21 protein-coding genes are annotated in these 21270 nt (G+C 74.8%); 10 read left to right on the top strand and 11 right to left on the bottom strand.

What is annotated here, in order from left to right; genetic code table 11:
* Window positions 1-281: 281 nt before the first annotated feature.
* A complete protein-coding gene (locus ACIQ9P_RS09955; RefSeq protein WP_402352597.1) occupies window positions 282-1550 on the top strand; it encodes a serine hydrolase domain-containing protein in 1269 nt (422 codons plus the stop codon).
* Window positions 1551-1615: 65 nt separating this feature from the next.
* Entirely contained in the window at window positions 1616-2185 is a 570-nt protein-coding gene (locus ACIQ9P_RS09950) for a gamma carbonic anhydrase family protein (RefSeq protein WP_402352594.1), read from the top strand.
* A 17-nt stretch (window positions 2186-2202) separates the two neighbouring features.
* Here the strand turns inward: ACIQ9P_RS09950 and ACIQ9P_RS09945 are convergent, their stop codons facing one another.
* The gene (locus ACIQ9P_RS09945; protein ID WP_402352591.1) at window positions 2203-3507 is read right to left on the bottom strand and encodes an MFS transporter; all 1305 of its coding nucleotides are present in this window, start codon (window positions 3505-3507) and stop codon (window positions 2203-2205) included.
* Between the two features lie 148 nt (window positions 3508-3655).
* On the opposite strand from ACIQ9P_RS09945, the gene ACIQ9P_RS09940 reads away from it, so the two are divergent.
* The 4 genes from ACIQ9P_RS09940 to ACIQ9P_RS09925 all read left to right on the top strand — a co-directional run bounded on the left by ACIQ9P_RS09940 (window position 3656) and on the right by ACIQ9P_RS09925 (window position 5954).
* Entirely contained in the window at window positions 3656-3892 is a 237-nt protein-coding gene (locus tag ACIQ9P_RS09940; RefSeq protein WP_402352588.1) for a DUF2277 domain-containing protein, read from the top strand.
* Window positions 3893-4083: 191 nt separating this feature from the next.
* Window positions 4084-4320 (top strand): DUF6296 family protein, encoded by a 237-nt coding sequence (locus ACIQ9P_RS09935; protein WP_402352585.1) that lies wholly within the window; start codon window positions 4084-4086, stop codon window positions 4318-4320.
* A 118-nt stretch (window positions 4321-4438) separates the two neighbouring features.
* Window positions 4439-4723 (top strand): DUF427 domain-containing protein, encoded by a 285-nt coding sequence (locus tag ACIQ9P_RS09930; protein ID WP_030394757.1) that lies wholly within the window; start codon window positions 4439-4441, stop codon window positions 4721-4723.
* 205 nt (window positions 4724-4928) lie between these two features.
* Window positions 4929-5954: a hypothetical protein gene (locus ACIQ9P_RS09925; protein WP_402352582.1), complete on the top strand. Its 1026-nt coding sequence runs from the start codon at window positions 4929-4931 to the stop codon at window positions 5952-5954.
* A 128-nt stretch (window positions 5955-6082) separates the two neighbouring features.
* On the opposite strand, the gene ACIQ9P_RS09920 is transcribed toward ACIQ9P_RS09925, so the two are convergent.
* The 5 genes from ACIQ9P_RS09920 to ACIQ9P_RS09900 all read right to left on the bottom strand — a co-directional run bounded on the left by ACIQ9P_RS09920 (window position 6083) and on the right by ACIQ9P_RS09900 (window position 10396).
* The gene (locus ACIQ9P_RS09920; protein ID WP_402352579.1) at window positions 6083-6439 is read right to left on the bottom strand and encodes a hypothetical protein; all 357 of its coding nucleotides are present in this window, start codon (window positions 6437-6439) and stop codon (window positions 6083-6085) included.
* A 142-nt stretch (window positions 6440-6581) separates the two neighbouring features.
* Entirely contained in the window at window positions 6582-6743 is a 162-nt protein-coding gene (locus ACIQ9P_RS09915; protein WP_402352576.1) for a hypothetical protein, read from the bottom strand.
* 272 nt (window positions 6744-7015) lie between these two features.
* Window positions 7016-8236, bottom strand: coding sequence for a cytochrome P450 (locus tag ACIQ9P_RS09910; protein ID WP_402352573.1), 1221 nt, complete (start codon window positions 8234-8236; stop codon window positions 7016-7018).
* 140 nt (window positions 8237-8376) lie between these two features.
* Entirely contained in the window at window positions 8377-8595 is a 219-nt protein-coding gene (locus ACIQ9P_RS09905) for a ferredoxin (RefSeq protein WP_402352729.1), read from the bottom strand.
* Between the two features lie 169 nt (window positions 8596-8764).
* Entirely contained in the window at window positions 8765-10396 is a 1632-nt protein-coding gene (locus ACIQ9P_RS09900; protein ID WP_402352570.1) for an ATP-dependent DNA ligase, read from the bottom strand.
* A gap of 371 nt (window positions 10397-10767) precedes the next feature.
* On the opposite strand from ACIQ9P_RS09900, the gene ACIQ9P_RS09895 reads away from it, so the two are divergent.
* From ACIQ9P_RS09895 to ACIQ9P_RS09885, 3 genes are all read left to right on the top strand, one after another.
* Entirely contained in the window at window positions 10768-11268 is a 501-nt protein-coding gene (locus tag ACIQ9P_RS09895; RefSeq protein ID WP_402352567.1) for a GNAT family N-acetyltransferase, read from the top strand.
* 228 nt (window positions 11269-11496) lie between these two features.
* Window positions 11497-12537: a CAP domain-containing protein gene (locus tag ACIQ9P_RS09890; RefSeq protein WP_402352563.1), complete on the top strand. Its 1041-nt coding sequence runs from the start codon at window positions 11497-11499 to the stop codon at window positions 12535-12537.
* Window positions 12538-12776: 239 nt separating this feature from the next.
* The gene (locus ACIQ9P_RS09885) at window positions 12777-14393 is read left to right on the top strand and encodes a sigma-70 family RNA polymerase sigma factor (protein WP_402352560.1); all 1617 of its coding nucleotides are present in this window, start codon (window positions 12777-12779) and stop codon (window positions 14391-14393) included.
* A gap of 126 nt (window positions 14394-14519) precedes the next feature.
* On the opposite strand, the gene ACIQ9P_RS09880 is transcribed toward ACIQ9P_RS09885, so the two are convergent.
* The 4 genes from ACIQ9P_RS09880 to ACIQ9P_RS09865 all read right to left on the bottom strand — a co-directional run bounded on the left by ACIQ9P_RS09880 (window position 14520) and on the right by ACIQ9P_RS09865 (window position 18438).
* Window positions 14520-14768, bottom strand: a complete 249-nt coding sequence (locus tag ACIQ9P_RS09880) for a hypothetical protein (protein WP_402352557.1) — start codon at window positions 14766-14768, stop codon at window positions 14520-14522.
* A 43-nt stretch (window positions 14769-14811) separates the two neighbouring features.
* Window positions 14812-15792 carry a hypothetical protein gene (locus ACIQ9P_RS09875; protein WP_402352554.1) on the bottom strand — a complete coding sequence of 327 codons (981 nt, stop codon included), beginning with the start codon at window positions 15790-15792 and terminating at the stop codon, window positions 14812-14814.
* Window positions 15779-16300: a SigE family RNA polymerase sigma factor gene (locus ACIQ9P_RS09870; RefSeq protein ID WP_402352551.1), complete on the bottom strand. Its 522-nt coding sequence runs from the start codon at window positions 16298-16300 to the stop codon at window positions 15779-15781. Before ACIQ9P_RS09870 ends, ACIQ9P_RS09875 begins: the two co-directional genes overlap by 14 nt.
* A 584-nt stretch (window positions 16301-16884) precedes the next feature.
* Window positions 16885-18438: a M1 family metallopeptidase gene (locus tag ACIQ9P_RS09865; protein WP_402352548.1), complete on the bottom strand. Its 1554-nt coding sequence runs from the start codon at window positions 18436-18438 to the stop codon at window positions 16885-16887.
* Window positions 18439-18944: 506 nt separating this feature from the next.
* Here ACIQ9P_RS09865 and ACIQ9P_RS09860 point away from each other — a divergent pair.
* On the top strand, window positions 18945-19865 hold the full coding sequence (locus ACIQ9P_RS09860; protein ID WP_402352545.1) for a PfkB family carbohydrate kinase: 921 nt from the start codon (window positions 18945-18947) through the stop codon (window positions 19863-19865).
* Between the two features lie 931 nt (window positions 19866-20796).
* Here the strand turns inward: ACIQ9P_RS09860 and ACIQ9P_RS09855 are convergent.
* Window positions 20797-21195 carry a hypothetical protein gene (locus tag ACIQ9P_RS09855; protein WP_402352542.1) on the bottom strand — a complete coding sequence of 133 codons (399 nt, stop codon included), beginning with the start codon at window positions 21193-21195 and terminating at the stop codon, window positions 20797-20799.
* Between the last annotated feature and the right edge of the window lie 75 nt (window positions 21196-21270).

The following is a 21270-nucleotide window of genomic DNA, read 5'->3' as shown; positions in this document are numbered from 1 at the left end:
TCGGGGAGGTGTCTCCGCCCCGGGGCGGAGACACCTCCCCGAGGGGCGTCAGGGGTGGCCCGTACTGGAAGCGGCCGCCAGGGGCGCGCGAAAGTCGGCCCTGAGGCGGAGCGGGTCCGGCCCCTGGTCGGAGGAGATCCGCCGGTGCTCCTGTCAGAGTGTCAGCTGACGTACCCGGCAGTGGTCCTGTGGGGATCTCAGGCTCCGACGTGGGAGGAAGCATGGACGGGACGACGGGAAGCGGCACCGGCAGGACAGGGCGCCGACGGCGTGGCCCGGCCGTGCGCGTCGTGGCACTCGCGCTGGCCGGCGCGGGCCTGGTGGGCGTGACGGCCCCGACGGCCGGCGCGCTGGGCGCGACCGGGCCGACCGGGAGGCCGACGGTGACGGGCACGCAGGACGGCGCGGACGCGGGGGCCGCCGCGCGCGGGGGCGTCGACGCCCGGGCGCTGGACGCCGCCGTCCGCGGCATGGTCGACCCCGGCGGGGCTTCGGCGACGCTCGCCCGGGTGAGCGAGCGCGGCCGCACCGTGTGGAAGGGCGCGGCCGGCACCGCCGTCCTCGGCACCGGAGCCCCGGTGAACCCCGACGGCCTGTTCCGGATCGGCAGCGTGACCAAGACCTTCGTCTCCACCGTCGTCCTGCAACTGGTCGGCGAGGGGCGGCTGCGGCTGGACGACCCGGTGGAGAAGCTGCTGCCGGGCGCGGTGCCGAACGGCCGGAACATCACCCTGCGCCAGTTGCTCGACCACACCAGCGGCCTGTTCAACTACACCGAGGACGACCTCTTCGGCTACCAGGAGGACCCCGTCAGGTTCCGGGAGTGGCTGGAGACCGGTCGTTTCACCAGGTACACCCCGCAGCAGCTGATCGCCGTCGCCAACGCCCACCCGCCGTACTTCGAGCCGGGCCGGGGCGCGCACTACTCCAACACCAACTATCTGGTGGTCGGGCAGATCGTCGAACGGGTCACCGGGCACAGCTGGCAGCAGGAGGTGGAGCGGCGGATCGTCCGCCGGCTGGGCCTGACCCGCACCTCGATGCCGGACCACTCGACGACGATCCCCGGCCCGCACGCGCACGGCTACTACGACCTGCCCGCCGGGCCCGCGGACACCACCGAGCTGGACCCGAGCATGGCGGGGGCGGCCGGAGCGGGGATCTCGACCACCGCCGACCTGACCACGTTCGTCACCGCGCTGATCGGCGGGCGACTGCTGCCCCGGCCGCTGCTCGCCGAGATGATGACCGTCACCCCGCAGAGCGGCAAGGACACGTACGGTCTGGGCCTCCAGCGCCTGTCGACGCCCTGCGGCCCGGTCTGGGGGCACGCGGGCGGCATCCCCGGCTACAGCACCTTCGTCTACACCGACGGTGACACCCGTCGGCAGTTCGCCGCCTCCGTGAACGCCTTCGACATGTCGGACCCGGCGGCCACCGACGCGGCCTTCGAGAAGCTGCTCGCCACCGGTACGTGCGGAGGCCCGCCGCCGCCCACCGCGGCCGTTCCGATTCCGGTTCCGGCTCCGATCGCCGACCCGGTCGGCTGACGGCGCCGAGCGGGGTGCCATCATGGCCCGCACCTGATGGGCAGTCGTCACAAGGAGGACGAGAGATGGCAGAGCCGCTGATCGCCGAGGTCGGGGGCCGGGTCCCGGCGGTCGACCCGACCGCCTTCGTGGCGCCCAACGCGGTCGTCGTCGGCAGCGTGACCGTCGGCGCCGGGGCGAGCGTCTGGTACGGCGCGGTGCTGCGCGGCGACGCCGAGACGATCACGGTCGGCGCGGGCAGCAACGTCCAGGACAACTGCACCCTGCACGCGGACCTCGGTTTCCCGCTGGTGCTGGGGGAGCGGATCTCGGTCGGGCACAACGCCGTGCTGCACGGTTGCACGGTCGAGGACGACGTCCTGGTCGGGATGAACGCCACGGTGCTGAACGGCGCCCGGATCGGGGCCGGGTCGCTGGTCGCGGCCGGCGCCGTGGTGCCGCAGGGCATGGTGGTCCCGCCCGGTTCGCTGGTCGCCGGGGTGCCGGCCAAGGTGCGCCGCGAGTTGACGGAGGAGGAGCGGTCAGGCATCAAGTTCAACGCGGAGGGCTACGCGCTGCTGGCCGACGGTCACCGCGGGCTCCGGCCGGTTCCGTTCCGGGCCGCCGCGTCCGGCCCGGAGGCCGACACCGTCTGACGGGCCCGCCCGGTGGTTCAGCGGAGGGTCGTGCTCCCCGCGCCGATCCGGTCGTCCGGGGCCGGCGCGGGGGCCGGCACCGCCGTCGAGGCCGAGGCCGAGGTCGAGCCGGCGGTCGGGGCGGCGTCCGGGGTCGGGCCCGCGCCCGCGACCGTGCTCGGGAGGTCCGGTGCCCCGGCGCCCCGCCGGGCGGCGGCCCAGGCCGCGACCGCGATCACCGCACCGGAGGCGGCCAGGCCCGAACCGACCAGCGGCGGCGAGGTCCAGCCCAGCCCGGCGTCCAGCGCCAGCCCGCCGAAGTACGCGCCCTGGGCGTTGGCCAGGTTGAACGCGCCCTGCACGGTCGCCGAGGCCAGCGTCGGCGCGCCCCGGGCCTCGCGCATCACCAGCGTCTGCACGGCCGGCACGATCGCGAACCCGAACAGCCCCACCAGCACCACCGTCGCCGCCGCCGACCACTGGGCCCGCGCGGTCACGGCGAACAGCGCCAGCACGGCGGCGAGCAGCAGGAACGCGACGCACACGGTCGGCCGCAGCGCGCGGTCGGCCGCGTAGCCGCCGATCACGTTGCCGATCGTCATCCCGACCCCGAACAGCGCCAGTACCAGCGTCACCGACCCGGTCGCGAAGCCGGACACCTCGGTGAGCAAAGGGGTGATGTAGGAGTAGCAGGCGAAGAAGCCGCCGCAGCCGAAGACCACGGTGGCCAGCGCCAGCCACAGCTGTCCGCTGCGGAACGCGCGCAGCTCGTGCCGCAGACCCGACTGGGCGGGGGACGGCAGCGCCGGGACCAGCCGGGCGATCGCCACGGCCCCCGCCGCGCCGATCACGACCACCACCAGCATCGTCGCCCGCCATCCCAGGTGCTGCCCGAGCAGGGTCGCGCCCGGCACGCCGACGACATTGGCGAGGGTCAGCCCGGAGAACATCACCGCGACCGCGCGGGCCCGCCGGTCCGGGGCGACGAGTTCGGCCGCCGCGACCGCCCCGGCGCCGAAGAAGGCCCCGTGCGGGAGGCCGGTGACCAGCCGGGCGGCGGCCAGCGTCCAGAAGTCCGGGGCGAGCGCGCAGAGCAGGTTCCCGGCGGCGAAGAACCCGGCCAGGGCGACCAGCACCGCCTTCCGGGGCCGTCCCGCCGCGAACGCGGTGAGCAGCGGTGCTCCGATCACCACGCCGAGCGCGTAGGCGGAGATCAACCAGCCGGCCTGTGGGATCGAGACGTCCAGGTCGCCCGCGACCTGGGGCAGCAACCCCATGGCGGCGAACTCGGTGGTTCCGATGGCGAAGGCGGTGACGGCCAGGGCGACCAGCGCGAGAGGCAAGGGGGTGCTCCGGAAGAACGGACAGGGGAGGTCAGGATTGTTCGGGCCAAATCCTAATCCGATCGGATGACGGCGCTGTGTGGAGCACAAGGCGGTCCCGTGACGGACGGGAGTCGCCCGCCGGGCGTCCGCGCGCGAGACTGGTGACATGTGCCGCAGTATCAAGACGCTGAGACCACCGGTGACGCCCGACGCCACCGAGGAGGACTACCGAGCGGCCGCGCTCCAGTACGTGCGGAAGGTGTCCGGGTTCCGGGCCCCGGCCGCGCACAACCGGGAGGCGTTCGACCGGGCCGTGGACGCGGTGGCCGAGGCCACCGCGCACCTGCTCGGCGAGCTGGAGGTACGCGGTGCGCCCGCCCGTCCGGCCGGGGCCACCGCCTGAGGCCGAACACCGGGAAGTCGCGGACCGGGAGGTCGCGGACCGGGCAAGGCCGCGGGCCGGGCAAGGCAGCTGTCCGGTCGAGCCCGCGGGCCGGTCGAGTTCGCGGGTGGGCCATGTCGTGGGCCAGGCACGTCTTGGGCCGGGCACGTCGAATGCCGGGCACGTCGAACAGGGAGCAGGAGGTCGGTGATATGAGCCCCGTCACCCGCTACGCACTCACCTTCCCGGGCACCCCCGGCACCCAGGCCCCGCAGGACGTGGTCGTGGTCGAGCGCACCAGCGCCGCCGGGCCCGGCGGCCATCCGGTTTACGAGGACGCCAGCGGCATCGTCCGGGCCGAGATCAGCGACGCGGGGGAGGTCCGGATGCTCGCGACCGGCGGTCACCAGAACCCGCACGTCCCCGTCCACGCCGAGCCGCTGCCCTGATCCGCTCCCTGTTTCGGATCGTCGCGTTCGGACCGGCACGCGTTCGGACCGGCACACCCGGTGGCCGGTTCGCGACGTCGAGCCTGCGCCCCCGCGCCGGGTCGGGCAGACTGCCGCCATGACCACAGCACGCTGGCAGGGCACGGTCGTCGCCGAGAGCGAGGACACCGTCGTCGTCGAGGGCAACCACTACTTTCCGGCCGACTCCGTCCGCCCGGAGTACCTGCGCCCCTCCGACACCACCACCGTCTGCGGATGGAAGGGCACGGCCGAGTACTACTCGCTGGACGTCGACGGCCGCACCAACCCGGACGCGGCCTGGTTCTACGCCGCCCCCGAGCCCGCGGCGGAGCACATCCGCGGCCGGGTGGCGTTCTGGCGGGGAGTCGAGATCACCGACTGACGGGTACGGCGGCCGGAACGGCCGAGTGCCCGAGTGCCGGCGTGGCGCGGCGGTCGGTCGGGTGCCCGGGCGGGCCGCCGGGACTGTCGGGCCGGACGCCCGTGACGCCGCCGATCGGCCGTAGGGACGAGGCCGTGGCCCCCCTGTCGCAGGACCGGGACACCTGCGGCGCGTACCGCCGCGCCGTGCCGGGTACGGCCACAGCATGGCAATCTTCAGGAAACCGGGGCGCTCCGGACAGCCCGAGCCGACCCCGGACCGCGTCGCCGACGAGCTGGCGGGCCTGGTCGAGGAACTCGAACCGGCTGCTCCCGGTGCGCCCCCCGAGGGCGAGGCCGGGGAACTCGCCGAGTACCGGGAAGGCGTCGAGCGCGGCCGGCGGCGAGGCTCCCAGCTGGTCACCGACATCTCCCGCCGGCTCGGCAGCGGCAGCCGGGCGGCGGCCAAGGGGGCCGCGTTCGGCGGCCGCGCGCTGGCCGACCAGCTGCTCCAGGCCGCCCCGCGCATCCCCGTCCGCGACCTCGCGACCCTGCGCGCCCAGCACCCCGGCGCCACCGACCCGGAGCAGCTCGCCGATCTGCTGGTCACCGGCGCCGGCCGGGCCTCCAGCGCGCTCGGCGCCGGTGTGGGCGCCGCCGCGATGCTCCCGGTACCGCCCGCGATGCCGGTGGAGATCGCCGCCGAGACGCTCGCCGTGGCGGCCGTCGAGGTCAAACTGATCGCCGAGCTGCACGAGGTCTACGGCCTCCCCGCCCAGGGAACGGCCACCCAGAAGGCGAGCGCCTACGTCACGGCCTGGGCCAACCGGCGCGGTATCGACGGCTCGCTGCTCGTCAAACCGGCCGGTCTGGCGGCGATGGCGCTCGGCAGCGAGGTCCGCCAGCAGGTCCGCCGCCGGCTCACCCGCAGTTCGCTGCGTCGGCTGCCCTCGCTGACCCCGTTGCTGGTCGGCGCGGGCATCGGGGCCACGGTCAACCTGCGGGACACCCGCAAGGTGGCGCGCGAGGTCCGCGAGGACCTGCGCGGCCGTCGGCCGGTCGACCCCGGGTACTGGGCGGCCGCCGCGCCGGCCCCGCGCCCGACGGAGAAGGAAGCCGGCGAGGGCGGCGGCAGGGGGATCGGCAGGGGCACCGGGAACGGCCTCGGGAAGGCGTTGGGGAAGGGCCTGGGCAAGGGGCCCGGGAGGGGGCTCGGGAAGGGCGGCGGGGCGGAGTCGGACGAGCGGCCGTGACGCCGTCCGCGGTTCGCCGCCGCTACCCGCTGTGACGCGAAGCGCCCGCCCCGGACGACGCAGTGCCCGTGCCGGACGACGCAGTGCCCGCCCCGGACGACGGGGCGGGCACTGCGGTCGGGGCCGGGTCAGGCGGTCGGGGCCGCCGGGGCGCGGGAGCCCTTCCCGGTCTTGACGGCGTTCACCATCGCCTGGTGCACCGCCCGCGCGGTGGTCTCGTCGGCCGCCGCGACCGGGCTGCCGGCCACCGAGTACCAGTCCAGCGCGCCGGTGTACTGGACGGTGAGCCGTGCCTCGCCGTCCACCCAGGTGGTGTGCACGGTGAGGTCGCCGGAGATCGGACCGACCTCGACCGTGGTCACTCCGCCCGGTCCGCTGATGATCGACTGGGTGGTCCAGGTGGCCCAGGAGGCCCGGGGGTCGACCGGCGGCTCCACCGGCCCAGCCGACCGGCCGGCCGCCGTGCCCTGCTGCTGTTCGGTCATGCGCCCATCCTCTCCGGCCGGTCCGTCGCCGTACGGGCGGTGGGACCGGCGGTCGCGGAGGCCGCCCGCAGATCGGGCGGCCTCGTGGCAACGTCTCGGTTACTCGCTGGCGGCTCTTCGCAAACCTGTCGGTGCGGACGGATCAGCCGCTCGCCCCCGGTTCATCCTCCGATTCGCCCTCCGCCTGGGAGGTGTCCTGCGCGTGCAGGTTCTGCATCGAGGTGATGCCCTCCTCGGGGTCGGCCGCGCGGACGTCCTCGTCCCGGTCGACGCTCACCTCGGAGCGTGCGCTCATATCGGTCATCGCGGGCTCCGTCTCCTCGGCCGGCCGGGGCGTCCGGGCCCGCCGCGCTACGCCGAGGTGGCGGGCGGCCGCCGGGCCGGTGCTCTGTTTCGCACCTCCAGCCTGCCTCCGCGCCCCGGCGAGGGCCAACCGGACCCGGTCGGCCCCCGCCGCCGCTGGGCGTCCGGCCGCCGTCGCCGGCGCCCGGACAACGCCGTTCGGAGCCCGGCGGCGCCGTCGCTCGCCGCCGGAACAGTGCTCACCACCGGAACAGCGCTCCGCCGGAACAGTGCTCACCACCGGACCGGCAGCGAGCCCAGCCCGTAGATCAGCGCCTCGGTGCGGAACTCCAGCTCCTCCTCCGGCACCGCCAGCCGCAGCCCCGGCAGCCGCCGGAACAGGGTGGCCAGCGCGATCTGCAGCTCCGCCCGGGCCAGCGGCTGCCCCAGGCACTGGTGCACCCCGAAGCCGAAGGAGACGTGCCGACGGGCCTCGCGGCCGAGGTCGACCTCGTCGACGCCCGGGTGACCCTCGGTGGCGAAGAGCCCGTCGTCCCGGTTGGCGGTCGACAGCATCGCCATCACGCCGTCCCCGGCCCGGATCAGCGTGCCGCCGAGCTCGACGTCCTCCACCGCCAGCCGGGGGACCCCGGTGTGCACGATGGTGAGCAGCCGCAGCAGCTCCTCCACCGCGCCGGGCACCGCCGCCGGATCGGCCAGCCGGGCCACCTGCTCCGGGTGGCGCAGCAGCAGGGCGGTGGAGAGCCCGATCATGTTGGCGGTGGTCTCGTGCCCGGCGACCAGCAGCAGCACCCCGGTCGAGGCGATCTCGCGCAGGGTGAGGTCCTCGCGGGCCACCAGTCGGCTCAGGATGTCGTCCCCGGGCTCGGTCCGCTTGCGTTCGGCGAGCCCGCTCAGGTAGTCCAGCAGCTCCTCCTGCGCCCGGGTCACGTCCCGGTCGTCGGCCTCGGTGCTGAGCAGCAGCCGGCTGTTCGCCTGGAACGCCTCGCGGTCCTCGTACGGGACGCCCAGCAGCAGGCAGATGACGAGGGAGGGCACCGGCAGGGCGAAGTCGGCGACCAGGTCGGCGGGCCCGGCCGGGCCGCTCCGGGCGGTCATCCGGTCCAGCGCCTCGTCGACGATCTGCTGGATGCCGGGGCGCATCTCCTCCACCCGCTTGACCAGGAAGTCGCCGGTGACCATGCGGCGCAGCCGGGCGTGCTCGGGGTCGTCGAGGCGGAGGAAGGAGGGGTTGGCGGCGACGAGTTCGCGCCGCCCCTCGGTGAGGAAGGGAAACGCGGGCAGGCGGGCGTCGGCGCTGAACCGGCGGTCCGAGAGCACCGTCCGGACCTCCTGGTAGCCGGTGACCAGCCAGCAGGGGGAGCCGTCCGGGAGTTCCGCGCGGCTGACCGGGCCGGTGCCGGCGGCCTCGGTGTAGGCGGGCGGCGGCGCGTACGGGCAGCCCGAGTCGTGCCGGGCCGGGATCAGGGTGACGGGGGCGGTGGGAGTGCTCAAGGTGGTCTCCTCGCGTGACAGGTGGATCCGTGGCAGGCGGTGGGAGACGGCGGGCCGAGGGCGGGCCGACGGTGGCCGCACCGGGCGGTTGTCGTCGGGCGTCCGTCGGGCGCGTCCGTCGAGCGGCCGACGAGCGGTCGCTAGGCGGCGGTACCGGCTCCGTCGTCCTCGGTGACGGTGATGGCGCCGCCGGGGCACAGCTCGGCGGCGAGGCGCACGTCGGCGAACCGCGGCGCGGGTACGGGGCTCAGCAGGACTCTCACCAGGCCGTCCTGGTCGTCCTGTTCGAAGATCTCCGGCACGGTCATGACGCACTGTCCCGAGCTGCAGCAGCGATCCCGTTCGACGTTCACGTGCATCGCGGACATCCCTCCTGGTGTGGCACCGGATCCTCCGGGCCGTGCCGCCCCCGCTGTCGTCGTCAAACTAACCCCGCCTCCCGTCGCACACGAAGAGAGCGTGGCCGTCCCGCGCAGAATGGCCGATTTGCCTCTGCTCGTGAACGAGTGTGGGGAAGAAGAAGTTTGATCAGCCGTCAGACGGGTTGTCCCGATCCGGGGTCCCCTCGGTGGCCGCACCGGGAAACGCTCCGGTGGCCGCCATCCCCTCCGGGGCCACCGTCCCCTCGGCGGCCGCGATCTCCCGGACGGTCGCGACGGTGTCGGCCTCGGCCGCGCTCTTGTCCGGCCGGTAGCGCACCACCCGGGCGAACCGCAGCGCCAGTCCGGCCGGATACCGGGGGCTGCGCTGGACCCCGTCGAAGGCGATCTCCACGACCAGCTCCGGCCGCACCCGCACCGTCCGGGCGTCCCGCTCGACCTCGCGGGCCAGCAGGGCCTCGGTCTGCCGGGCCAGGGTCTCGTCGGTCAGGCCCTTGAAGGTCTTCCCGAGCATCACCCACGGGCCGAGGCCCGGCTCGCCGCCGGCCCGCGCCCCCAGGTGCAGATTGCTGAGGAAGCCCTGCCGCCGACCGCTGCCCCACTCGGCGGCCAGCACCACCAGGTCCAGGGTGTGCCGGGGCTTGACCTTGATCCAGCCCGCGCCGCGCCGGCCCGCCCGGTAGCCCGCCGCCGGGTCCTTCACCAGCACCCCTTCGTGGCCGCGTGCCAGGGTGGCGCGGAAGAACGCGAGGGCCTCCTCCCGGTCCCCGGTCTCGGTGCGGGCCACCCGCAGTCCGGCCGGGACGGCCCCGGCAAGGGCGGTCCAGCGCTCCCGGCCGGGCCGGTCCACCAGATCCTCGCCGTCCCGGTGCAGCAGGTCGAAGAAGTGCGGGCTGAGCGGGACTTCGGCGCGCAGCCGCTCCGGGTCCCGGCGGGCCGCGGTGCGGGCGGCGGTCTCCTGGAAGGGGCGCGGGCGGCCGTCCGGGCCGAGGGCGATCGCCTCGCCGTCCAGGACCGCCGACCGCACCGGCAGCGCCAACGCGGCCTCCACCACCTCGGGCACCCGGGCGGTGATGTCGTCCAGTGACCGGGTGAAGACCCCGACGTCCCCGACGTCCCGGTGCACCTGGACCCGGATCCCGTCCAGTTTCCACTCCAGCGCGGCCGGTCCGGGGAGGTGGTCCAGCGCCGCGCCGACGTCCGGCGCCGAGGCCGCCAGCATCGGCCGCACCGGACGGCCCACTTCCAGCCGGAAGGCGGTCAGCGCCGGTTCCCCGCCGGTCAGCGCCGCCTCGGCGACCGCCCGCGCCGAACCCCGGAACATCAGCGCCCGCCGCACCGTCGTCGCCGCCACTCCGGCGGCCCGGGCGACGGCGTCGGCGACCACCGCGTCCAGGGCCCCCTGCCGGAGGTCGCCGATCAGGACGGCGCGCAGGAAGGACTGCTCGACCTCGGTGGCGCGCTCGAACAGCCCGGCCAGCAGCCGGTGCCGCTCGGCCCGGGCGCCCGTCCCGTGCACGGCCGCGATGGCCTCCAGGACGCGTTCCGTCTCGCGCACCCCCAGCTCCGGGGCGGCGGCGGGCGGCGGCAGCTCGCGCAGGGCCGCCGGGCCGAGGCCGGTGCGCAGCCGCTGCGACTCGCCCGAGAGCAGGGCGACGGCCGAGGGCGCCTCGTCCGGGCCCAGCTCGCGCAGGCAGTCGGCCAGCAGCTCGGTCTTGGCCCGGCGTCCCGGCTCGGCGGCCACGGCGCGCGAGGTGAGAGCCAGACGGCGGAGCAGCATCGGGGGGCCTCCTCGACGGGCGCACGGCGCGAACGCGGTGAGCGGGCGCCCCCGGGGAACGGCGGGCGGGCGTCCAGGATCGGTGATCCGGCCCGCCCGCGCGCGGCGGGGGCGTCGGGGCGTCGGGCGTCGGGACAGCGGGAGGCCGGGGTACCGGGACGTCGTGGCATCGGGACGCCGGGCCGCTGGGGCCTCCGCCCGGGGAGACTGCCACTCCGTAGCGGAGCGGGCGCGCACTTGGCCGTGTTGTCGATCGGCGCGGGTCCGACGGGGCGTCATGCTGGCCGGCGTTCACCTGTGCGCGCACGGAACCGACCGAGCCGCTGACCGAGCCGCCGGCCACCCGCCGGACCACCCACGAGGAGCGCCCCATGCCGCCGACCAGGACCACGCGGACCTCCGAGGGCCGGACCGCCGAGGGCTTGAGCGTGAGCGCCCCGACGGGCGCCGACTTCGCCGCCTGGCGTGAGCTGTTCCGGGGCTACTGCGGGTTCTACGGGGTGCCCATGCCGCCGGAGAAGGCCGAACTGGTCTGGTCGTGGCTCACCGATCCGGCGCACGAACTGGACGGCCTGCTGGTGCGCGACGCCGACGGCATCCCGGTCGGGCTGGCGCACTACCGGCCGTTCGTCCGCCCGCTGCACGGTGCGGTGGCCGGCTTCCTCGACGACCTGTTCGTGGCCCCCGCCGCGCGCGGCACCGGAGCGGTCGACCTCCTCCTCGCCCGGCTGCGCGCGATCGCGGCGGAGCGCGGCTGGAACACCGTCCGCTGGATCACCGCCGACGACAACCACCGGGCCCGCGGCAAGTACGACCAGGTCGCGACCCGGACCATGTTCGTCACCTACGACATGCCCCCGGCCGGTGCCTGACCGGCCCAGGGCCTGACCGGGCCGGTCCCGCCCCCGGTGGCATTCCCGGTGGCACTCCCGCTGACGGGCCCGGCCGTGGGCGCGGGACCACGGCCCACCGTCGACCGGCCGGTTCGTTCGGAAATCAGTTCGCACTTTTCTGTTATCCGCCCGCCGCTCCGTGGTCTCCCAGGTGTCGGCGGTCGTCCGACCGAACCGACGGACCAGAACATCAGGAAGCGTGCGCAGGTGAACAGCGAAGACCGGACCACCATCCTCCCCGTGACCGGGCGCCCCGACGGGCCCGACGGCGCCGACGGGCGGTCCGCGCGGCGTGCCGCCGAACGGCGGCGCGGCCACGGCCGGCGCCGCCGCCGCGGCGCGATGGGACCGGTGGTGGCCGTGGTCGCGGCCGTCGCCGGCACGAGCGTGATCGCCGCGCTGACCGGCGCCGGGTACGCGGTGTTCCGCGGCGAGGAAGGCAGCGACAACGGCTCCCGGGCGGTGGCGTACGAGCCGCTGATCGCCGCCGAGGCCGGGGACGTGAACGGCATCCAGGTGCCCGGCGCGGGCGGCGCGCCGGCTCCGGACCCGGCCGCGACCGACCAGGCCCGCGCGGCCACGGCCACCCCTCCGCCCAGCACCGGCCCGGCGACGCCCGCCCCCTCGGCCGGCACCCCGGGGTCCACCTCCTCCACGGCCCCGGCCACCGCGTCCGGGACGCCGCGCCACCCGAGCACCGGCCCGAGCGCCGGTACCACCCCCGGCGGCACGGCCGGTGCCCCCGACCCCGGGAAGCCGACCGCCGCTCCCACCACCGCCCCGACGACGGCCCCCACCACGGTCAAGCCCTCGCCGACCGCTCCGCGTCCGACCGCCACCACCGCGCCGGGCGGTTCGTCCAACAGCTCCTTCGCCCAGCAGGTGGCTGACCTGGTCAACGCCCAGCGTTCGCAGGCCGGCTGCGGACCGCTCACGGTGGACCCCAAGCTCACCACCGCCGCCCAGTTCCACAGCGACGACATGGCGGACCGCAACTTCTTCGACCACGTCAGCCCCGAGGGCTACCACGCGGACCACCGCATCGAGGCGGCCGGCTACCGCTGGAGCAGCTGGGGCGAGAACATCGCCCGCGGGCAGAAGGACCCGGCGGCGGTGATGGAGTCGTGGATGAACAGCCCCGGCCACCGCGCCAACATCCTCAACTGCTCGTTCAAGCAGATCGGTGTCGGCGTCCGGACCGGTTCGGGTGGGCCGTGGTGGACCCAGGTCTTCGCCTCGCCGTCCTGAGCCTCCCCTCGTTCTGAGCCTCTCCTCGTTCTGAGCGTTCCGACGTCCTGAGCGTTCCGACGTCCTGAGCGTTCCGATCTCCTCCGAGGAGTCACCGTTCGGGCCCGCACGGGCCCGGCCGGTGGCCCCTCCGTCGGACGATTTTCCGAATCCGCGCGAATTGTTGTTATCTGAGCACTCCCCAGCGGTCTCCGAGGAGGCAGTGGCGGACGGACGACAGCCGGACGGAGTGCGGACCCATGAACGTTGACGTGCAGAGCAGGGCCGGGACGACCCTCGTGCGCGCGGCCCAGGCGGGCGACCCGCAGGCACGCGAGGCGCTGGTCGCGGCCTGGTTCCCGTTGGTCTACAACGTCGCCGGCCGGGCGTTGAACGGCCACGCCGACGTGGACGACATCGCGCAGGAGACCATGATCCGGGCCCTCGACGGCCTGGAGGGTCTGCGCGACCCGGCAGCGTTCCGGTCCTGGCTGGTCGCGATCACCATGAACCAGGTCCGCAGCCGGTCGACCGGCCAGCAGCAGGCCGTCGTCGGCGGTCTGGACGAGAGCTGGGAGCTGGCCGACCCGCGCGCGGACTTCACCGACCTGACCATCCTCAGGCTCGGTCTCTCCGGCCAGCGCCGGGAGGTCGCCGAGGCCACCCGCTGGCTGGACCCGGACGACAAGGAACTGCTCGCCCTCTGGTGGCTGGAGGCATCCGGCGAACTCACCCGGGTCGAACTCGCCGAGGCACTCGACCTGACCCCGCAGCACACCGCGGTCCGCGTCCAGCGGATGAAGAAGCAACTGGAGGCCGGCCGGGTGGTGGTCCGGGCGCTCACCGCCTACCCCCGTTGCCCGGAGCTGGCCGAGGTGATGACCGGCTGGGACGGCACGCCGAACTCGGTCTGGCGCAAGCGCATAGCCCGGCACATCCGCGGCTGTCAGAGCTGCGACGGCCTGGGACGCGACCTGTTCCCGGCGGAGGGGCTGCTGGCCGGGCTGGCACTGGTCCCGGTGCCGATGGACGCGCCGAGCGGGCTCGCGTTCCAGGCCGCCGGAGCCACGGCCGGGACGCCGCCCACCGGTGCCGGCGGGGTCCCGGGCGACGGCGGTACCGGCGGTGCCGGTGCCGGCACCGGTACTCCGCCCACCGACCCGGCCGGCGGACCGGGCGGCTGGACGGACCTGGCCCGCCGCAAGGGCGTGCTGGCGGGCGGGGCGGCGGTGGTGGTCGCGGCGGCGACGCTCGCGATGGTGTGGCCCCGGCCGGCGCAGCCGGTCGCGCCCGCGCCGGAACCGACCGCCCCGGCCAGCGCTCCGGACGCCCCGGCGCCGCAGGCCGCGACTCCCGTCCCCCCGACACCGGAGACCGCGCCGCCCACTCCGGTCACGGCCGCCCCGGTCGAGGTGCCGCCCGTGCCGAGCAGCCCGGCGGCCGTCACCCCGACCGCGACCCCGGCCGTCGCCCGGCCGACCACGACCCCGCCGAGCCTGGAGCGGCAGTTGGTCGACCTGGTCAACGCGGAGCGCGGCCGACGCGGCTGCGGCCCGCTGCGGATCGATCCCAAGCTGCACGCGGCCGCCCAGAAGCACTCGGACGACATGGTGGCCCGGAACTTCTTCGACCACCTGGCGCCCGACGGCACCCGAGCGGACGCCAGGATCAACGCGGCCGGTTACCGCTGGTCGCAGTGGGGCGAGAACCTGGACCGCGGCCCGAGCGCCCCGGCGGTGGTCTTCTCCCGCTGGATGGACGGGGGCATCCACCAGTCCAACATGCTGGACTGCGCGTTCAAGGACGTCGGGATCGGTGTCACCACCGGTCCGGCCGGGCTCTACTGGACCCAGGACCTCGGCGCCCCGCTCGGGTGACGGGGTGGGCCGTGCCGCTCACCGGACGGCCGACCGTCGGACCCGTTGGGCCCCGTTCGACCTGCCGGACCTGTCCGAGCAGTCGGACCTGCCGGACGCGTCCGACGGGTCGGCGCGGTCGGACCGTCAGGACGGGAGGCCGACCAGCCCCGGGGCCTCGCCCGTGACGTGGCCGGTCGCCTGGCCGACCACACCGCCGGCGTCACCGACCTGCCCCGGGAGCGCGTCCGAGGCCGAGGCGAGCGGCCCGCCCTGGAGCGGTCCGGTCAGATCGCCCTGGCCACCGAGAGCGGAGGCGTGGGCGGCGGGAGCGGTCAGGGAGGCCACGACGCCGACGGCGAGCGAGGCGACGGCCAGCATGCTGCGCTTCTTCATGCCCTGTCCAACGAGACTCCGCCACCCGGGTTACGGGAGCCGGTCAGCCCGTCGAGGTGATCGCGCTGTTCGTGGCCGGGCCGAACAGGCGCACCGAGGTGGCGAACCGGTCCACCGCGGCGAGGGTGTCCTGGGTCGGGTGCCGCAGACAGACCGACAGGTCGATCACCTCCGGCTGCCCGTTCGGGACGATCACCTGCTGCGCGGTGAGCTGGCGGCTGCCGCCCTGGGTCGCGCACTCCTTGTCGACCCCGGTCTCCCGGACCAGCACCGACCGGCCCACGGCCTCGGAGACCGCCTTCTCGCCGCGGACCACCCGGACCGAGACGAGCACGGAGTCGTCGAGCAGCCCCCCCGCGGCGAGGCAGACCGGGTCCTGCTTGCCCTCGCGGATCTGGCAGCCGGGCTCCCGGGTCAGTGCCTGGGAGGAGACGTAGCCGGCGCCGTCCGACTGTCCGGCGGCGGGGGCCAGGGTGAGGTCGAACCAGGAATCCGGGACGTCGACGATCACCCCGTCCAGCACGGTGAACCTGGTCGCCCTGACGGGGAACGACCCGTCACCCGTCGGGTCCCCCACCGCGGCGGAGGCGTTGGACGAGGGGCTCGCCGTGGGGGCGGTGGACGACGGCTCGGACGGGGCGGCCGCCGAGGTCTCGGGGACGGCGGCGGCCGGCGAACCGGCGGGAGGGATCGCGCCGAGGGTCGGTCCGGACGCGGCGGGACCCAGCCCGGTGCTCGCCGGACCGGGCGCGAGCGCCGGGGCGGCGGCCAGTACCGCCGCGGTCAGGCCGACGGCGAGGCCGGCCGCGAGCGCGGTCCGCCGACGGCGCCGCCGGGCCAGGGCGGCCCGCGCCAGCACCCGGTCCATCCGGTCCGCGGGCGCAGGCAGGTGGGGCGCGGCCAGCTGGAGCAGGACCCGCAGCTCGTCCGCCACCTCGTGGTCGTCGGCCACCGGGTCGTCCAGGGCCGTGTCGCGGTCGAGGGCGGTCTCGCGTTCCCACGCGGCGAAGTCATGCTCCGTCACGACGACCCCCGTCCAGCAGCAGTTCCCTGGTCGGAAGCTTGCCGCGCAGCGACTGCAGGGCGCGGTGCGTCTGGCTCTTGACGGTGCCCGTGCTGCAGCCCAGCGCCTCGGCGGTGTCCTCCACGCTGAGGTCCTCGAAGAACCTCAGGACCACCACGGCGCGCTGCCGCGCCGGGAGCGCCCGCACCGCGGCGGCGACCACCTGGCTGGTCACCACCTCCTCGAACGGGTCCGCGACCGTCGGTGGTTCCGGCAACCGGTCGTGCGGCAGCTCGCCCTGCCAGCGGCGGCGCCACCAGGAGACGTGCGAGTTCACCAGGACCCTGCGGACGTACGCCTCGGGCCGGTCGATCGCGACCTGCTCCCAGCGTGGCCAGACCTTGGCCAGGGCCGTCTGGAGCAGGTCCTCGGCCAGGTAGGGGTCTCCGGTCAGCAGCCAGGCCATCCGGAGCAGCCTGGGGCTGCGTGCGGCGACGAACTCCTCGAAGTCCGGTCTCGCTTCGCTCATCCCGCCGCCCCCGCCATGCCGCTCCCGCCGCCGTCTCCGTCATCCGCGCCGCCACGTCCGTGGCGGCGGTCCCACCGGTCGGCCGTGGCCGCCTGGTCCTCGCTCTCGTTCTCACGGCTGCTGAACGCGCTGGGGTCGGCGCCGGGTTGCCTGTCCGACCGGGCCATTTTCGCGGGTGGCCAGGTCGGGGCCCACAGCGGGGTCGGTCGGGGCGGTCCGCGCCGATGCCACCGGCTCGCCGCGAAGGCGGGCCAGGGGCGGGCGCGGGGGCGTCGCCGGGGTGGCACGAGGGCGGCACAGGTCGGGCACGAACGCTGGACGGCCCGCGAGCCGGCCGGGACTCGGCCGGGCGGCGAGCGGGCCGTGGTCACCACGATCCGCCCGCCACCGGTACCCGCCAAGGGCGCGCGAAGGGCGCCCGGGCGCACCGGCCGGGCGCGCCGGGTGCGACCCGGCTCCGACCCCGCGCCGGTTCGCGACCGGCCCGGTCTCCGGTCGACCTCGGGACCGTGGCGTGGCTGGTCACCGGCCCCCGGCCGCCGGATTTCGCCCGGCGTCTGCCGTCTGCCGCCTGCCGCCTGCCGTCAGAGCGTTCCCGACCCCTGCGGCACACCTCCCGTCCGCCGTGCGGCGCCGGGAACGACCGGATCCACCGTCCAGTCGGGGTGCCCCGGCATGGGTGGCGTCCGCTCGCCGTAGAGCCAGTCGTGCAGGAAGCCCCCGAGGGCCTGCCCGGACACCTCCTCCGCCGTGCGCACGAAGTCCGCGGTGGTGGCGGAGCTGTTCCGGTGCCGTCGCAGGAAGGACTGCTCGATCCGGTCGAACACCTCGGTCCCGACCCGCTCCCGCAGCGCGAACAGCACCAGCGCGCCGCCGGTGTACCGCTGGCTGTCGAACAGTGTGGCGGCGGTCGGCGCGGCCACCGGCCCGGAGTCGTGGCGCCACTGGTCGCCCTGGGCGTAGACGCTCCGCATCCGGTCGGCGAGGGTGGTGAAGCCGCCGGAGTCCGGCCAGCCGCGCTCGTAGCGGTACATCAGTCCGTAGAAGTCGGCGTGGCCCTCGTTCAGCCAGAGGTCGGCCCAGGTGTCCGGGGTGACGCTGTTCCCGAACCACGAGTGGACCAGCTCGTGCATCATGTGCGAGCCGATCTGCCGCTCGGGCTGGCGCAGGAAGTTCGGTTTGTAGAGCGTGAGCGTCTGCGTCTCCAGCCCGGTGAAGTCGAACGCCGCCGGGTCGTCGGTGTCGGCGGGCAGCAGCCCGTACGTCTCGAACGGGAACGGTCCGAGGTGCCGCGTGGCCCAGTCCAGCTGGCCGGGGGTCAGGGCGAGGGCGGGCTCCAGGTCGGCGGCCCGCGCGGTGGGCACGACGTCGCGCAGCGGCAGCCCGTCGGGGCCCCGGCGCTCCCGGACCGTGTAGCGGCCCACCGAAGCCTGGAGCAGCTCCGTGGCCATCGGTTCGCGCGACCGGTAGCGCCGGGTGGTGGTGCCGTCGGCGTGCGGCTCGGTGGCGGTCGGCAGGCCGTTGGCCACGCCGAACAGCTCGTCCGGCGCCGTGACGGCGACGGTGAAGCGGGCCTTGTCGCCCGGCCGGTCGTTGCACGGGAAGACGGTGTGCGCGCCGTTCGGCTGGCCGGCCACCGCGAAGCCGTCGGGCGTCACCACCCAGCCCGTGTGGGGCAGCGCGGCCCGCGGGTCGGCGGTGTACTCGACCTCGACCCGCAGCGCGGCACCGGCCCGGACCGGCCGGGCCGGGACCACGGTCAGCTTCTCGTCGTGCGTCCGGAAGCCGGCCGGGCGCCCGTCGACCCGGACGGTGTGCACGTCCAGGCCGAGCGCGTCCAGCTCCAGGCTCGGCAGCTCGGTGTGCGCGCGGGCGGTCATCGCCATGGTGGCGTCGACCGTCCTGGTCGTGGGGCGGTAGGTGAACGCGAGATCGTAGGCGCGGGCGTCGTAGTCGGTGGTGCCGAGCGCGGGGAAGACCGGGTCCCCGGTCCCCGGCTGACCCGCGCCCGGGCTGTCCGCGCCCGGGCTCTCCGCGGCCGCCGGGGCCAGGCCGAGCGGTACCGCCGCGAGCGCGAGCGCGGCGGCGAGGACGGAACGGTGCCAGGACAAGGTGATCACCTCTCTCGTGTCTCTCATGTCTCTCGTGTCGGAGGGTCCCGGGCCGGCCCCGGGCGGGTCCGGTTCCGGTGAGCGACCTTCCGGGCACGGAACGTAGCAGAGCCCTCCGACAATCCCCGCCCCCATGGCGCCGACCTGCCCGGACCGCCCCGGACCCGCGCGTCCCGGAGGCGGCGACACGCGCCCGTCCCCCGGACGGACCACCATGGTGGCCGAGTGGCTGCGGAGTGTCATACCTTCGAAGAGCCCCACCCCCTGACGGGCGGGGCCACGGCCGTCGGAGAACCTGGCCAGGTCCGGCGGCCGTACTCATGCCCGCGTGCGGAGCCCGTACTCCTTGCATCCGCTCCGCACGCGCGCAGGGCTTTCTGTCGCGCTGCTGTTCCGTCGCGCTGCTGTCCGGTCCTGCTGTCGTTCCGCCGCTCGTACCGTTCCTCCCCGCTCCGTCGGCCACCTCGTAGGCTGGGCACCCGTGCCGGTCGCCCGCAGCCCCGCCGGCGCACCGGACCGGCAGGAGCAGCCCCGTGACCAGCCCGCACTTCGTGGTGATCGGCGAGTGCGTCGCCGATGTCGTCCGCACCGACGGCGCGGCCGACGTCGTCCACCCCGGTGGCAGCCCGGCCAATGTCGCCTACGGGCTGGCCCGGTTGGGCGAGCCGGTCGCGCTGCTCACCCAGCTCGCCGACGACCCGTACGGTCGGCTGATCCGCGCGCACCTGGAATCCGTCGGAGTCACCCTGCTGCCCGGGGCGGCGGCGGAGGCAGCGGAGTCGGCGGAGGTGTCGGGGGCGGCCGGCGCCGTGCGGACCCCCTCGGCGGTGGTGCGGCTGGACGAACAGGGGCGGGCGCACTACGCCTTCGACATCGGCTGGACCCTCCCGCCGGTCGAACTGCCCTTTGCGCCGGGGCACTTGCACATCGGTTCGATCGCCGCCGTCACCGCGCCGGGGGCGGCGGCGGTGCTGGCTCTGGTCGAGCGTTGGCACGGCCGGACCAGCGTGAGCTACGACCCGAACGTGCGGCCCGCGCTGATGGGCGAGCACGGCGAGGCCGTCCGTCGGGTGGAGCGCTGTGTGGCGCTCAGCGACCTGGTCAAGGCCAGCGACGAGGACCTCGCCTGGCTCTACCCCGGCCGGGATGCTGAAGAGGTGGCCCGGCACTGGCTCGGCCTCGGTCCGGCCGCCGTCGCGGTGACCCGTGGACCGGCCGGTGCCTTCGCGCTCACCGCCGACGGTCGCCGCGCCGAGGCTCCCGCCCGCGCGGTCGAGGTCGCCGACACCGTGGGCGCGGGCGACGCCTTCACCGCCGCCCTCCTGCACGCCCGCCACGTCGGCGCGAGCCTCGACGCCGCCCTCACCCGCGCCACGGCCGCCGCCACCCTGACCGTCACCCGCCCCGGCGCCACCCCGCCCGACGCGGCCGAACTGGCCGCAGCCCTCGCCTGAGCACTTATTGGCGCAATGTCCAATAAGCCCTCCTTGGCCAATTGACCAATAAGGGAGTGTTTCACGTGTTCGCCTCTGCCAGCTTCTTGAAGCAGGTCGGAGTCGCTGCGAGTCCGAGGAGGGCGGCGAAGTGGTAGCTGATGCGTTTGTGGTGGATGGCAAGTCGGCGGTAGCCGAAAAGCCAGGTGGTCGAGCGTTCGGTTTCCCAGTGGTGGTGGTTGGGGCGTTCTGGGGTGTCGATTCGCGGGCGGGCGATCCTCGGGATGATGCCGCGGTCGCGCAGCCACGCGAGGCGCTCGCTGGAGTGTGATGGGACGGCTGGGGCCGGCGGGACAGTTCGGACATCGGAGGGGAGATGGAGCCCGCCGCCCGGTTTGGCCCGTCGACCGGATCCGGAGCGGCCGACGGGCCTCCCTTTGCGCGCTCACGCCAGCGGCGCCCACGACGGCTGAAGTCCAGTCGGCTTCCCCCCGCGAGCCGAGTTCATCCAGAACGGCTCGGCGCAAGCGCCGCCATCGGCCGGCCTTCGCCCTTGCCGCGAACCGGCGATCCGCCGCCGCCGCCAGCACGACGCCGAACGAAGGCAGCAGGTGGCCGATGGCGGCATGTGCGTGTCGAACGGTGAGGGCGAGCTGATCGCCGTCCATCTTTTCAGTCGCCCACGTACCCCGCCCACTTGTACCGGCTGGGCGATGACCGGGACGGGGTTTCCGCCGACCACGGCCGACCGCAGGATCGTCCGCCGGTAGCGCGCCGAAATGGTACCGCCCCGGCGCACGACCCTCTGTAATTGCTGACCTCTTTGGTCCGTGAGCCTGCAGCCCCTTTGACCAGCTCTGCCATCGCACCTCTTCCCGTTCGGACGTCTCTCGACATCCAACCGGTCCAGGCACTGTCACTGCCAAGCTGATGAACCTATGCGGTCACAGCACTAGAGGACGGATATCCAGCCGCTGCAGAACCAGAAGGCAGGCCCCCCGGGCTGTTCAGAACAGACCTGGTAGGCGGAGACGATCTCGGGGGTCCACACCTGGCCGGAGCCGCCACCGTTGCCGTCAGGGTCCTTGATGAAGTCGACGACTCCGTTGATCATCCGGTAGTTCGTCCGGAATCCGGCATCATCGGAACGCTGGTCGTAGGCGAAGACCCTCCTGTTGTTGTCGCCAACGCCTCCATGGCCACAATTCTCGGTGCGCAGGATGCCACACCTGTTGACGTGGGTGTTGCCGTCCCATGCGTTGGCTGCTGGAGCCTGGGCCACGCCCACTCCTGCCATCATGGTGATTCCTCCGAGAACTGCGGCAAGCCGCGCGCTCGTCTTGATCATCATTCTCGCCCTTCCACTGATGGCGCTGGAAGTCGCATGGTTATGGGCGACTTCTCCCCTTGGAGGGGAGCCTACGGG

It is taken from the genome of Kitasatospora sp. NPDC094019 (genome assembly GCF_044764505.1).
In the GTDB taxonomy this organism is placed as follows: domain Bacteria; phylum Actinomycetota; class Actinomycetes; order Streptomycetales; family Streptomycetaceae; genus Kitasatospora.
This window is presented reverse-complemented; position numbering and strand designations above follow the sequence as displayed.